The sequence below is a fragment of the Streptomyces sp. NPDC034670 genome, from assembly GCF_055574875.1.
Window position 1 is genome coordinate 46,321 of the sequence record NZ_JBVITR010000049.1, and the last position, 12,196, is coordinate 58,516.

11 protein-coding genes are annotated in these 12,196 nt (G+C 75.0%); 2 read left to right on the plus strand and 9 right to left on the minus strand.

Annotated features, from left to right (window positions below):
- Positions 1 to 139: 139 nt before the first annotated feature.
- From msrA to ACZ56B_RS26525, 9 genes are all read right to left on the minus strand, one after another.
- On the minus strand, positions 140 to 652 hold the full coding sequence (gene msrA / locus ACZ56B_RS26485) for a peptide-methionine (S)-S-oxide reductase MsrA (protein WP_468795610.1): 513 nt from the start codon (positions 650 to 652) through the stop codon (positions 140 to 142).
- A gap of 284 nt (positions 653 to 936) precedes the next feature.
- Positions 937 to 1,395, minus strand: coding sequence for an ATP-binding protein (locus ACZ56B_RS26490; RefSeq protein WP_468795613.1), 459 nt, complete (start codon positions 1,393 to 1,395; stop codon positions 937 to 939).
- A 198-nt stretch (positions 1,396 to 1,593) separates the two neighbouring features.
- On the minus strand, positions 1,594 to 3,786 hold the full coding sequence (locus ACZ56B_RS26495) for a S9 family peptidase (protein ID WP_468795616.1): 2,193 nt from the start codon (positions 3,784 to 3,786) through the stop codon (positions 1,594 to 1,596).
- Positions 3,759 to 5,543: an N-acetylglutaminylglutamine amidotransferase gene (locus ACZ56B_RS26500; RefSeq protein WP_468795619.1), complete on the minus strand. Its 1,785-nt coding sequence runs from the start codon at positions 5,541 to 5,543 to the stop codon at positions 3,759 to 3,761. The genes ACZ56B_RS26495 and ACZ56B_RS26500 overlap by 28 nt, the downstream gene beginning before the upstream one ends.
- 261 nt (positions 5,544 to 5,804) lie before the next feature.
- Entirely contained in the window at positions 5,805 to 6,992 is a 1,188-nt protein-coding gene (locus ACZ56B_RS26505; protein ID WP_468795622.1) for a carboxylate-amine ligase, read from the minus strand.
- 225 nt (positions 6,993 to 7,217) lie between these two features.
- The gene (locus ACZ56B_RS26510; protein ID WP_468795625.1) at positions 7,218 to 7,556 is read right to left on the minus strand and encodes an STAS domain-containing protein; all 339 of its coding nucleotides are present in this window, start codon (positions 7,554 to 7,556) and stop codon (positions 7,218 to 7,220) included.
- Positions 7,553 to 8,827 (minus strand): PP2C family protein-serine/threonine phosphatase, encoded by a 1,275-nt coding sequence (locus tag ACZ56B_RS26515; RefSeq protein ID WP_468795628.1) that lies wholly within the window; start codon positions 8,825 to 8,827, stop codon positions 7,553 to 7,555. Before ACZ56B_RS26515 ends, ACZ56B_RS26510 begins: the two co-directional genes overlap by 4 nt.
- Positions 8,827 to 9,630, minus strand: a complete 804-nt coding sequence (locus ACZ56B_RS26520) for an alpha/beta fold hydrolase (RefSeq protein WP_468795631.1) — start codon at positions 9,628 to 9,630, stop codon at positions 8,827 to 8,829. Before ACZ56B_RS26520 ends, ACZ56B_RS26515 begins: the two co-directional genes overlap by 1 nt.
- Positions 9,631 to 9,690: 60 nt before the next feature.
- On the minus strand, positions 9,691 to 10,596 hold the full coding sequence (locus ACZ56B_RS26525; protein ID WP_468795634.1) for an NAD(P)-dependent oxidoreductase: 906 nt from the start codon (positions 10,594 to 10,596) through the stop codon (positions 9,691 to 9,693).
- Between the two features lie 174 nt (positions 10,597 to 10,770).
- Here ACZ56B_RS26525 and ACZ56B_RS26530 point away from each other — a divergent pair, with 174 nt between their 5' ends.
- Both ACZ56B_RS26530 and ACZ56B_RS26535 read left to right on the plus strand, forming a co-directional pair.
- Positions 10,771 to 11,373 (plus strand): TetR/AcrR family transcriptional regulator, encoded by a 603-nt coding sequence (locus ACZ56B_RS26530; RefSeq protein ID WP_468795637.1) that lies wholly within the window; start codon positions 10,771 to 10,773, stop codon positions 11,371 to 11,373.
- 69 nt (positions 11,374 to 11,442) lie between these two features.
- On the plus strand, positions 11,443 to 12,196 hold a 754-nt coding region (locus ACZ56B_RS26535), incomplete at its 3' end, for an ATP-binding protein (protein WP_468795640.1).

Below are 12,196 nucleotides of genomic sequence, written 5' to 3' on the forward strand. Positions count from 1 at the left end.
ACCCTCCCACCCCCACGCCCCCCCCCCCCCTCCCTACCGGGCGGTCGGGGGGGGGCGCTCCCCCCCCCCGGTGGAGGGGGGCCCCCCCCCCCCCCGCCCCCCCGCCCCTCCTTCCATTGCTCCGCGGCGGGGTCCCGGCTCAGGACTCCGCGCGCTTCGGCAGGCGCCAGCCGGGGCGTACGAAGTGGCAGGTGTAGCCGTCCGGGTAGCGCTGCAGGTAGTCCTGGTGCTCCGGCTCGGCCTCCCAGAACGGTCCGGCCGGGGCCACCTCGGTCACCACGGGCCCCGGCCACAGCCCCGACGCGTCGACGTCGGCGATCGTCTCCTCGGCGATGCGCTTCTGCTCGTCGTCGAGGTAGAAGATGGCGGAGCGGTAGCTCAGGCCGATGTCGTTGCCCTGGCGGTTCTTCGTGGTCGGGTCGTGGATCTGGAAGAAGTACTCCAGGATCGTGCGGTAGTCGGTGACCGCGGGGTCGTAGGTGATCTCGATCGACTCGGCGTGCGTGCCGTGGTTGCGGTAGGTGGCGTCGGGCACGTCGCCGCCGCTGTACCCCACCCGCGTGGTCAGGACGCCCGGGAACGTGCGGATCAGTTCCTGCATGCCCCAGAAGCAGCCGCCCGCGAGCAGCGCCTTCTCCTCGGTCCTCGTCATCTCGTCTCGCCCTTCTGCCGCATCTCCGGCCGGTCCGCCCGGCCGGCGCCGTGCGCGCCGTCGGCCTCGTTCAGCAGCGACAACTCCGCCGCGCACGTGATTGTTCCGGACCGCCCGTCCGGAATCCGCGCGGGCGGGCCGAGGAGTGCCGGCCGGCGGCGGGAGGAGTACGTCCGGGTCCGTTTCGACCGGTACGCCCGGTCCGCGTCCCGCTCCCGCCGCCAGGGCCTTTCGTTTGACTCGGGCCGGGCCCCGCGAGTCCGGCCCGGTCCGAACGAAAGGCCCTAACCGGCCGCCGGGGCGTCGCGCAGGGCGATCCGGGCCGTGACGCGCTTGCCGGACGGCTCCTGCCGCACCTCCAGCGCCTGGGCGACGGCCGTCACGATCTCCAGTCCGTGCTGGCCGACACGGCCCGGGTCCGCGGCCCGGGGCACCGGCAGCACGGGGCTGCCGTCCCGGACGATCACCTCCAGGACGTCGCCGAGGACGCGCAGGTCCAGCCGGACGGGGCCGGGCGCGTACTTGCGGGCGTTGGTGACCAGCTCGCTGACCACGAGCTGGGTGACCTCCACGGCGCGGGTCGACACCGGCAGGCGGTCCTCCGCCCGCGCCCGCGTCAGGAACTCCGTGGCGAGCAGGCGGGCCCGCGCTATCCACGCGCCGCCGTCGTCGAGGGCGTAGGAAGCCCTCAGCCGCGGTGCGCCCGGCGCCGCTTCCTCCTCGTCGACAGGAACTGGTTCCATCCGGTCCGCCTCACTCACCCGTCACACTCGCGCGCCTACCCGCGTCGCTCCCCCACACGCCCCAGAAGTGTGACAGGTGCCTGCGGCACCGCTTCGCGCGGCCGGGGCCCCGACGGGCGCCGGGCACCTCCCGCGCCCCGCCCGACCCCTGTGACCTGCGCGGACGCCCGGCCGGCCGCCGAGGCGGCCGGCCGGGCGTCAGACCCTCCCGCCGCTCCGGTCCAGCAGGTGGCGTTCCATCCAGTCGGCCACGGTCCGGCGGAACAGCCGGCGGTTGTCGGCACGGCGGAAGTCGTGGCCCTCGTGACGCAGGAGGAGGAGTTCCGCCTCCACCCCGCGCTCCCTGGCGGCCCGGACGAACTGCTCGGACTCGCCCGGGGGCACATTGGTGTCGTGCTCGCCGTGGACGGCCAGGACCGGGGCGCGCAGCGCCTCGATGCGGCTCATCGGGGACAGTGCGCGCAGCAGGTCGCGATCACGGTCCGGGTGCCCGTACTTGTGGGCGGCGGACTGGGCGATCCACGGCTCGGTCCCGGCGAAGAAGGTGGCGAAGTCCGACATGCCGCAGACCGCGACGCCCGTGCGGAACAGGTCCGGGTGCCACACCAGGGACGCCATCGACAGGTAGCCGCCGTACGAACGGCCCATCACGGCCAGCCGCCGGGGGTCGGCCAGGCCCTCCACGACCGCGTGCGCCGCGCAGTCCTCGACGTCGTTGATCGCGTCGAAGCGCCCCGCGCCCAGGTCCGCGTCGACGAAGGAGCGGCCGTACCCGGAGGAGCCCCGGACGTCGGGGGCGAAGACGTCCAGTCCCCTGCCGAGCAGTTCGAGGTAGAGCGGGTCGAGCACCGGGCGCTCCTGTTCCTCCGGTCCGCCGTGCAGGTGCAGGACGCACGGCGCCGGCTCCCCCGGTGAGCGGCCCGGCGCCCGGTAGTACCAGCCGCCGAGGGTGAGCCCGTCACGGGCCACGGGACTCATGGGCACCGGCCGGACGGGCGCGCGGACCGCCGGGGCCGCGGGCCCGTCGTCCGCGTCGCGCGAGGACCACGGCGTACGCAACGGCAGCCCGTGGGGCAGCCACCACACGCCGGGGTACCGCCGGGACCCGGACAGCGCCACGACGGGGGCGTCGGGATCGGCGGTGGGCGCGATGCGCGTGACCACCTCGTGGGGCAGCGCGACGGTCCGCGCGGCGCCGGCCGGGGCGGGGGCGGTCCCGGACAGGTCGACCGTCTCCACCTCGCTCACCCCGCGCACGTTCCACGCCAGCACCGCGCGCCGCGCGTCGCGGCCCAGCGCGAGCAGTTCCAGGCCGCAGTCCGGGCGCCGGGCCGCCACCGTCGTGCCGAGCGGACGGCCCCGCGGGTCCAGGCGGGCGGCGACCAGGGCGGCGTGCTCCCGGCCGTCGTCGCTGCGCAGCCACAGCAGCCCCGCGTCCGGGGAGAACCCGCCGATCCACGGGTCGCCGTCGGCGACCGGGAACGCCCCGGTCACCGTCCGGTCGCGGGTGCGGACGACGAGGGCCTCCCGGCGTCCTCGCGGCCCCCGGTAGAGGAGGGCGAGCCGGCCGTCCCGGCTGAGGTCGCACACGCGCAGGGTGGACGCGCCGCGTTCGCTCGCGAGCAGCACGGGCGCGCCGACCCCCTCGGGGTCCACCAGGTACGCGGAGAGCGTCCGCGGTTCCGGTTCCTGGACGGTCGCCATCCCGTCCGCGAGGCCCCGTCCGGCCGGGTGCCCGGGCGGGGGGTCCAGCAGGACGGCGCGGCCGTCGCGGTGGCCGTGGCCGGGTACCTCCGACAGCTCCGGCGCCGCCGCCGGGCCGGCGTGCGCGGGGCGTGGCGGGACGGGGTCGGTGACCGTCACCGCGACCGCCGACCCGTCGTGCTGCCAGCAGCCCAGGAGCGCGGACGTACCGGGCTCGCCGCCGGCCAGCAGGTGCCGGCCGGTGCCGTCCGGGCGCACGCACAGGACGCGGGTGAGCTCGCCGCCGCCCGGAGCGGTGGTGTAGGCGATCCAGCGGCCGTCCGGGGACCAGGAGACCTCGACGACCGGGTCCGGGTCGGCGTCGAGCAGGCGCACCTCCTCGCCGTCCACGGGGCCCGTCCACAGCTGCGGCACCCCGGCCCGGTCGCAGACGAAGGCGACCTGCCGGCCGCCGGGGTCCACCGAGGGGTACCAGCAGCCGTGCACGGTTCCGGTGGGCGGTGCGCCGTACGGGGCCGAGGTGTCCGCGAGGAGCAGGGCCTCCGGTGCGTGGTGGGCGGCCGGGGATCCGCCGTCGGTCCCCGGCCACGGGGTGCGCGAGACGCCGGCGCCGTCCGGGGCGGCGGCCGCGGCGGTCGCCGCGGCCGGCCCCGCGTCCGTCAGCGGATGTCGTGCGTCTGCAGCCATATCTCCAGCAACGCAATCTGCCACAGCGCGTTCGCCCCTCGCCTGGTGCGGTGCGCGTTGGGGTCGGCGAGCAGTTCGGCGACGTACTCCTCCCGGAAGACGCCGCGGTCCCTGGCCTCGGGGGCGGTGAGGGCCTCGCGGACCCGTGCCAGGACGGGACCGGCCATGTGCTTGATGGCCGGGACCGGGAAGTAGCCCTTCGGCCGGTCGACCACCTGACGCGGCAGGACCCTGCGGCCGGCGGCCTTCAGGACGCCCTTGCCCCCGTCGGCGAGCTTCAGCTCCGGCGGGCAGGCGGCGGCCAGTTCGACCAGTTCGTGGTCGAGGAACGGCACCCGGGCCTCCAGGCCCCAGTCCATCGTCATGTTGTCGACCCGTTTGACCGGGTCGTCGACCATCATCACGTGCGTGTCGAGGCGGAGGTCGGCGTCGAGCGCCGTCTCGGCGCCGTCGGCCGCCATGTGCGCGCGGACGAACTCGGCGGAGGCGTCGCGGCCGGGCAGCAGGTCGGGGCGGAGCATCCGGGCGAGGTCGGCGTGCGAGCGGTCGAAGTAGGCGTCGATGTACGCCTCGGCGGCCCGCTCGCGCGGCACGCCCGCCATTGCCGGGTACCAGTGGTAGCCGGCGAAGACCTCGTCGGCGCCCTGGCCGCTCTGGACGACCTTGACCTCCTTGGCCACCTGCTCGGACAGCAGGTGGAAGGCCACCACGTCATGGCTCATCATGGGTTCGCTCATCGCCCGGACCGCCCCGTCCAGGGCGCCGGCGACCCGGTCGGAGGGGACCATGAGCTGGTGGTGGCGGGTGTCGAAGTGGCGGGCCACGAGGTCGGAGTAGTGGAACTCGTCGCCCTCCTCGTCGCCCTCGGACTCGAAGCCGACGCTGAAGGTGGCGAGGTCGTGCTGTCCCTCGTCGGCCAGGAGCGCCACGATGAGGCTGGAGTCGAGGCCGCCGGAGAGCAGCACGCCGACAGGCACGTCGGCGACCATGCGGCGGCGCACGGCGGTGCGCAGGGCGTCCAGCACCGCGTCCGTCCAGTCGTCGGCGCTCAGGCCGGCGTGCTCGGGGCGGCGGGTGTAGGAGGGCTGCCAGTAGCGGTGGTCGTGGTGGCTGCCGTCGGGTTCGACGACCCGCACGGTGGCCGGGGGCAGCTTGCGCACGCCGTTGAGGACCGTGCGGGGCGCGGCGACGGTGGCGTGCCAGCTGAGGTACTGGTGCAGGGCGACCGGGTCCAGCGAGGTGTCGACGCCGCCGGCCGCGAGCAGGGCGGGCAGGGAGGAGGCGAACCTCAGGCGCTCGGCCGTCCGGGACAGGTACAGCGGCTTGATGCCGAGCCGGTCGCGGGCCAGTACGACGCGTCCGGTGTCCTGCTCGACGATCACGAAGGCGAACATGCCGTGGAAGTGCTCGACGCACGCGGTGCCCCACTGCTGGTAGGCCTTGAGCACCACCTCGGTGTCGGACTCCGAGAAGAAGCGGTGGCCGAGCGCGTGCAGTTCGTCGCGCAGCTCGCGGTAGTTGTAGACGCAGCCGTTGAAGACCCCGGCGATCCGGCCGCGCGGGTCGGCCATGGGCTGGGCGCCGCTGTCCGACAGGTCGATGATCTTCAGTCGGCGGTGTCCGAGGGCGACCGGTCCCTGGGCCCACAGGCCGCGTCCGTCGGGGCCGCGCGGTGCGAGCCGGTCGGTCATGCGTTCCACCGCCGCGATGTCCGGCCGGCCGCCGTCCAGGCGCAGCTCCCCGCTGATTCCGCACATCAGAGGGTCCTCCTTCCCCCGGCACCCGCGCTCGCGCGGGGTGGTCGCACGCAGCCCGGGAGCCGGTGTCCGTCCGCCGGTGCGGGGGTCCGGCCGGGGGCCGGGCGGGGTCCGTCCCCGGCCGGCAGCGGGTCCTGGGCCTGTTCCGAGGACGCGGGGGATGCGTGGGTACGGGACATGACGGTGTGGCACTCTCCTTGGTCGGGCGTGCGTACGGCTGCGCGTACGCGTGGGGGAAGAACGATGCGCGGCGGGGCCGGATCAGCCGGTCGGGCCCGGCGCCGCGGGCGTGCGCGCGTGGGCGCGGGCCGTGCGGGCGACGGCGGGGCGCCGGAGACGGGGGCCGGAGGCGCGGTGGGCGGGGCGGCTGCCGCGGGTCTCGGCGGCCATCAGGTCGATGCCCGCGAGCAGGCCCTTGTCCTGTGCCGTCCGGCGCATCCGGTGCGCCGCGCTCCCGGCGGCGAGGGCCTCCTCGAGCAGCGTGCGCACGGTGTCCCAGTCGCCGGAGGCCTCCAGGGCCGGGCGCAGCCGGTCGAGCATGCCGCGCAGGACGACGGGGGCCGGGGCGGCGCGGCGGGTCGCCGGGTCGACGAGCTCCCCTTCGAGGCCCGAGCGCGCCGCGCGCCAGGTGGCGGCGCGCAGCCATTCGTGGTGTCCGTCACAGCGGGGGGCCGTTCCGCGCTCCAGGCGGTCGAGGGCGTCGCGCACCAGCGCGCGGAAGAGCCCGGCGACCAGGACCACGGTCTCGACGCGGGGGGAGGCGTCGCAGACGCGCAGCTCCAGCGTGCGCTGGTGGGCCGACGGCCGGACGTCGTGGTAGAGCATCCCGGCGTCGCTGATGACGCCCGAGCCGATCAGCTCCCGCACGGCGGTGTCGTAGGCGGCGGCGCTCCCGTAGCAGCCGACGGGGCCCGCGGTCGGCCAGCGCTGCCACAGCATGGTGCGCCAGCTGGCGTAGCCGGTGTCGGACCCGAGCCAGAACGGGGAGCTGGCGGACAGCGCCAGCAGCGGCGGCAGCCAGGGGGACACCGGGCACATGGCGCGCACGGCGGTGTCCCGGTCCGGTACGTCGACGTGGATCTGCGCGCTGCAGATGAGCTGCTCGTCGGCGACCCGGCGGTAGTCGTCGGCCATGCGCCGGTAACGGGGGTCCGCGGTGACGTCCCTCGGGGTGACGCGGGCCAGCGGGACGGTGCCCGCGGCCACCACCGCCAGTCCGGCGGAGGAGGCGGCCGCGGCGAGTCCCCGCCGGGCTCCGGACAGGTCCGCGTGGAGGTCGTCGAGGGTGTCGTGCACCCGGCTGTTGCTCTCCACCACCGACTGCTGCAGTTCACGCGTGAACCCGGCTCTGTCCAGCCGGTCGAGCAGCACGTCGGCGCGTGGCACGAGCCGGCCGCTCTCCACGTCCAGCACGTGGAATTCTTCCTCTGCCCCGATACGTACGGTCACCACTCGTCCCCTTGCCCGTTGTCGTGCGCCGTCCCCGCCGGTCTTCGGTCCCCCGGTGGGGGGCCGGCGTGTCCCGGGTGCCCCGAATGCGCCGCTCGCACGCCTGCGGATCACGTCCCGGCGGATGCGCCGATGAGGCGGGCCGGGGTTCTCGCGGCGGGTGGCGCCGCCGGGCGGGCCGGCGGCGGTCCGCCGTGGGCGGGGGTGCCGGCCGCGGGGCCGTCCTCAGCGGCCGGGGAGCGAGGGCGCCTCGTCGCGGATGTCGAACACCTGGTCCAGGCCGGTCATGTGCAGCAGCCGTCTCGTGTTGGCGGGCACGGCCACCAGGACCATGCCGGCCCCGGCCGCGACGACGTGGTTGCGCGCGGCGATCAGCGCGGTGATGCCGCTCGAGTCGCAGAACTCCAGCCCGCCCAGGTCCACCACCAGCAGCAGCCCGGGCGGAAGGTCGCTGCCCTGCGCGGCGCGGCGCAGGTCCTGTGCGTTGGTGTAGTCGAGGTCGCCAGCGACCTCGAGGGCGAGGCCGGCGGGAACGTGCGACGCGGTGATCGTCAAGGACTTCATTCTGGTGTTCTGGATCCGGTGTCGGTGCGGGCGGGGAGACCGAGGGCGAGCAGGGCGGTGTCGTCGTCCAGTCCGTCGCCGAAGCCGTGCAGCAGACGCGTCAGGGCGTCGACCACACGGCGGGGGCGGGCGGGGGCGAGGCCGGCGGCGAAGGACTCCAGGGCCTCGTCGCCGTAGAGCTCGCGGTCGTCGCCGGTACGGGCCTCGGTGAGGCCGTCGGTGTAGAGCAGCAGGGTGTCGCCCGGGTGCAGGGTGGTGCGGACCGGGACGAACCGCGCCGCGGGCAGCACGCCGACCAGCATGCCGCCCAGGGTGGAGAGGTGCTCCACCCGGCCGTCCCCGCGCAGGACCAGCGCGGGCGGGTGGCCGCCGGAGGCCAGGTGGACGTGCGCCGTGTCCCCCTCCCGCTCCAGCACCCCGGCCACGGCGGTGCAGTACCGCGGGTCGTCACCGGCGTACCGCTCCAGCAGGACGCTGTTGAGGACGTCCAGGTTGGCGGCGGGGTCGGGGTCGTGGAGCGCGGCGGTGCGCAGGGTGTAGCGGGTGAGGGAGGTGAGCGCGGCGGCCTGCGGCCCCTTGCCGCAGACGTCGCCGAGGAAGAAGGCGAACCGGTCGCCGCCGAGCGGGAACAGGTCGTAGAAGTCGCCGCCCAGCCGGGTCGGGGAGGCGGTGTGGTAGTAGCAGGCGGCCTCCACGCCGGGGATGTCGGGCAGGACGGCCGGCAGCAGGCTGCGCTGGAGCACGGCCAGCGCCTCGCGCAGCAGCTCGCGGTCGGCCTCGGCCTGGCGGCGGGCCTCGTCGGCCGCGCGGCGGGCGCGCAGCAGCTCCTCCTCGTAGGCGCGCCGGTCGGTGGCGTCGAAGACGGTGGTCCTGATCAGCAGGGGTTCGCCGCCGTCGCTCGTCTTGACCGTCGAGGTGACCAGCACCGGCAGCCGGGAGCCCGCCGCGGTCCTCATCTCCAGGGCGATGCCGCCGAGGTGTCCCTGCATGCGCAGCAGCGGGGCGAAGTGGGTCTCGTGGTAGAGCTTGCCGCCGACGGTGAGCAGGTCGCTGAAGCGCATCCGGCCCACGACCTCGTCGCGGGACAGGCCGAGCCAGCCGAGCAATGTCGCGTTGACCTTGGCGATGGTGCCGTCCATCAGCGTGGACAGGTAGCCGCACGGCGCCGACTCGTACAGGTCCTCGGCGGAGTCCTCCAGCAGCGCGCTGAAGGCCGCGTCGGTACCGGGTACGCCTCCGCCGCGGTCGGAGCCACCCGTCCCCCTGCTCATCAGCCGAGGTCCGACAGGAAGGCGGAGATCGCCGAGGCGGTGGCTTCCGGGGCGCTGAGCTGGGGGCAGTGGCCGGTGGCGGCGAGGGTCACCAGCCGGCTGCCGGGGATCGCGGAGTGGACGTACGCGCCGACCTCCCGGGGTGCGATGACGTCCTGCTCGCACTCCAGGACCAGGGTGGGCGCGCTCACCTTCCCCAGGTCCTCGCGGCTGTCGGACAGGAAGGTCGTGCGCGCGAAGACCCGGGCTATCTCGGGGTCGGTCGCGCAGAAGCTGTTGGTGAGCTCCTCGCCCAGTTCGGGCCGGTCCGGGTTGCCCATGATGACGGGGGCCATGGTCGCCGACCAGCCCAGGTAGTTCGACTCCAGCGCCTCCAGGAGTTCGTCGATGTCCTGCGCGCTGAAGCCGCCGCGGTAGCCGTCCTCGTCGATGTAGTACGGGGACGGGCAGACCATGACCAGGGAGCCGATCCGCTCCGGGGCCGCGGCGTGGGCCAGCACGCCGACCATCGCGCTCACGGAGTGGCCGACGAGGACGGCGTCCCGCAGGTCCAGTGCCTCGCACACCTCCACCACGTCGCGGGCGTAGCCGTCGAGTGTGCGGTAGCGCTCCTCCCGCCAGGCCGACAGGTCGGAGCGGCCGGCCCCCACGTAGTCGAAGAGCACCACCCGGTGGTTCTCGGCCAGGGCCGGCTCGACCAGGCGCCACATGTTCTGGTCGCAGCCGAAGCCGTGCGCCAGGACGATCGTGCGGCCGGTGGCGCGGCCGGTGACGCGGACGTTGTTCCTGCGGAGGATGTTCACCCGCCCCATGCTCGCACGCCGGGCGGGCGAACCGGCCGTCCGCCCTGGTCCGGCCGGCCCTCAGGGGCCCTCGTCCGCCGGGGCACCGTCGTGGGCGTCGTCCGTCCTGGCCTCCAGCGCGCGCAGCACGGCCACCATGTCCTCGCCCCCGTGCCCCCGGGCCACGGTCTCGTCGAAGAGGGCGTGGCAGGCGTCGAGGAGCGGGGAGGCCAGGCCGGCCCTGCGGGCGGCCCGGGCGATCAGGCGGTTGTTCTTGAGCACGTCCGCGGCCGCGGCCTGGACGGCGAAGTCGCGGGCGAGCAGCTTGGGGGCCTTCATCCGCGAGACGGCGCTGGCCATCGGGCCCGCGTCCAGGACGTCGAGGAAGCGGCGGCGGTCGAGCCCGTGCCGGTCGGCGAAGTGGAACGCCTCGGTCAGGCCGGTGACCTGGGTGATCAGGAACAGGTTCACCGAGAGCTTCATCAGCAGGGCGTTCGGGACCGGGCCGCAGTCGAACGCCTCGTGGCACAGGGGGGCCAGCAGCGGCCGCACGGCCGCCACGGCGGGGGCGTCACCCGCCAGCATCGCGACCAGCCGCCCCTGCTCGGCGGGGATCCGCGAGCCGGAGACGGGGACCTCCGCGTACGCGCCGCCCGCGGCGCGGACCTCGGCCTCCAGGCCGGCCGAGTACTCCGGCGAGGTGGTGCCCATGTGGACGACGGTGCGTCCGGCGACGCGGGCGGCGAACCGCGGGGTGCCGCGCCCGAGCACCGAGTCGACCGCCGCCTCGTCGGCCAGCATGAGCATCACGGTGGCGGCCCGCTCGAAGACCTCCGCGGGGCTGCGGGCGACCTCCGCTCCGGCGTCGCGCAGCGGTGCGCACCGGGCGGCGGTGCGGTTCCAGACGACGAGGGGCGTGCCGGCGCGGGCGAGGTTGAGCGCCATGGGCCGGCCCATGACCCCGAGTCCGATGAAGCCGACGCTCACGGTGCACCGCCGTTCCCGGCCGGCGCCGCGGTCGGGGCGCCGCCGCTCTCGTGGACGCCGCGGCCGCGCGGGGCGGGACGCCGCGTCCCTTCCTATGACGGCTGTCATAGTAGCGGCCGTCATGACGGCCGTCATAGAGTCGCGGGAGGAAGGATCCGGTGGCGGGAGGTCGGGATGACGGGATCCGGACGGGGGCCGCGGGAGCGGATGGTCTTCGGCGCGGCCCAGCTCATCCGGCGCGGCGGGGTCGCCGCCACGGGGATGCGGGAGGTGGCCGCGCACGCGCGGGCACCGCGCGGGTCGCTCCAGCACTACTTCCCCGGCGGCAAGGAGCAGCTCGTCAACGAGGCGGTGGACTGGGCGGGCCGGTACGCGGCCCGGCGCGTCGACCGGTTCCTGGCGGCACTCGACGAACCCACGCCCGGCGCGCTGTTCGCGCGGATGGTCCGCCAGTGGACCGACGAGTACGAGACCGCCGGCTTCGGCGGCGGCTGTCCCGTCGCCGCCGCCACCGTGGACCGCGCCGGCTCCACCGCGTCGACGCGCGAGGCCGCCTCCGCCGCCTTCAGCCGGTGGACCGGTGCGGTGGCCCGGGCGCTGGCCGGCATGGGCGTGCCCGAGGAACGCGCCGAGCCGCTGGCCACACTCATGATCAGTTCCCTGGAGGGGGCGATCCTCGTGGCCCGCGCCGAGCGGGACGTCCGCGCCCTGACCGCGGTGTCCCGCGAGCTCGGCCCCCTCCTGGACGCGGCGGTGAGCGGTCCCGGCCCCCGGTGACGCCGTGCTTGATTACAGTTGCCGCGCCAGTCTCCGGTGATCCGTGACTCAGTGAGGTACTCGCGAACCATGCCGACCGAAACGTTTGAGTTCCAGGTAGAGGCCCGTCAGCTGCTCCAGCTGATGATCCACTCGGTCTACTCGAACAAGGACGTCTTCCTGCGTGAACTCGTCTCGAACGCCTCCGACGCGCTCGACAAGCTGCGCCTGGCCGCGCTGCGGGACGACTCGCTCGACGCCGACGTCTCCGACCTGCACATCGAGCTCGAGATCGACCGGGACGCCCGTACGCTCACCGTGCGGGACAACGGCATCGGGATGTCGTACGACGAGGTCGGGCAGCTCATCGGCACGATCGCCAACTCGGGTACCGCCGAGTTCCTGCGGGAGCTGCGCGAGGCCAAGGACGCGGCCGGCGCGGAGGGGCTGATCGGCCAGTTCGGCGTCGGCTTCTACTCCGCCTTCATGGTGGCGGACGAGGTCACGCTGCTGACCCGGCGCGCGGGCCAGGCGCAGGGCACCCGCTGGTCGTCGCGCGGCGAGGGCACGTACACGCTGGAGCGGGTCGACGGCGCGCCGCGGGGCACCTCGGTCACGCTGCACCTGAAGCCGGCCGACCCCGACAACCAGCTCCACGACTACACCTCGGTGTGGAAGATCAAGGAGATCGTCAAGCGCTACTCGGACTTCATCACCTGGCCCGTCCGGCTCGTCGGCGAGCGGGGCGGGGACGGCGGGCCGGCCGAACCCGAGACGCTGAACTCGATGAAGGCGCTGTGGGCGCGCTCGCGCGAGGAGGTCTCCGAGGACGAGTACCACGAGC

Bases quoted from the DNA above. Each gene is read 5' to 3' on its own strand.
- msrA (WP_468795610.1), bottom strand. From the start codon at position 652: ATGACGAGGACCGAGGAGAAGGCGCTGCTCGCGGGCGGCTGCTTCTGG.
- ACZ56B_RS26490 (WP_468795613.1), bottom strand. From the start codon at position 1,395: ATGGAACCAGTTCCTGTCGACGAGGAGGAAGCGGCGCCGGGCGCACCG.
- ACZ56B_RS26495 (WP_468795616.1), bottom strand. From the start codon at position 3,786: ATGGCTGCAGACGCACGACATCCGCTGACGGACGCGGGGCCGGCCGCG.
- ACZ56B_RS26500 (WP_468795619.1), bottom strand. From the start codon at position 5,543: ATGTGCGGAATCAGCGGGGAGCTGCGCCTGGACGGCGGCCGGCCGGAC.
- ACZ56B_RS26510 (WP_468795625.1), bottom strand. From the start codon at position 7,556: ATGAAGTCCTTGACGATCACCGCGTCGCACGTTCCCGCCGGCCTCGCC.
- ACZ56B_RS26515 (WP_468795628.1), bottom strand. From the start codon at position 8,827: ATGAGCAGGGGGACGGGTGGCTCCGACCGCGGCGGAGGCGTACCCGGT.
- ACZ56B_RS26530 (WP_468795637.1), top strand. From the start codon at position 10,771: ATGACGGGATCCGGACGGGGGCCGCGGGAGCGGATGGTCTTCGGCGCG.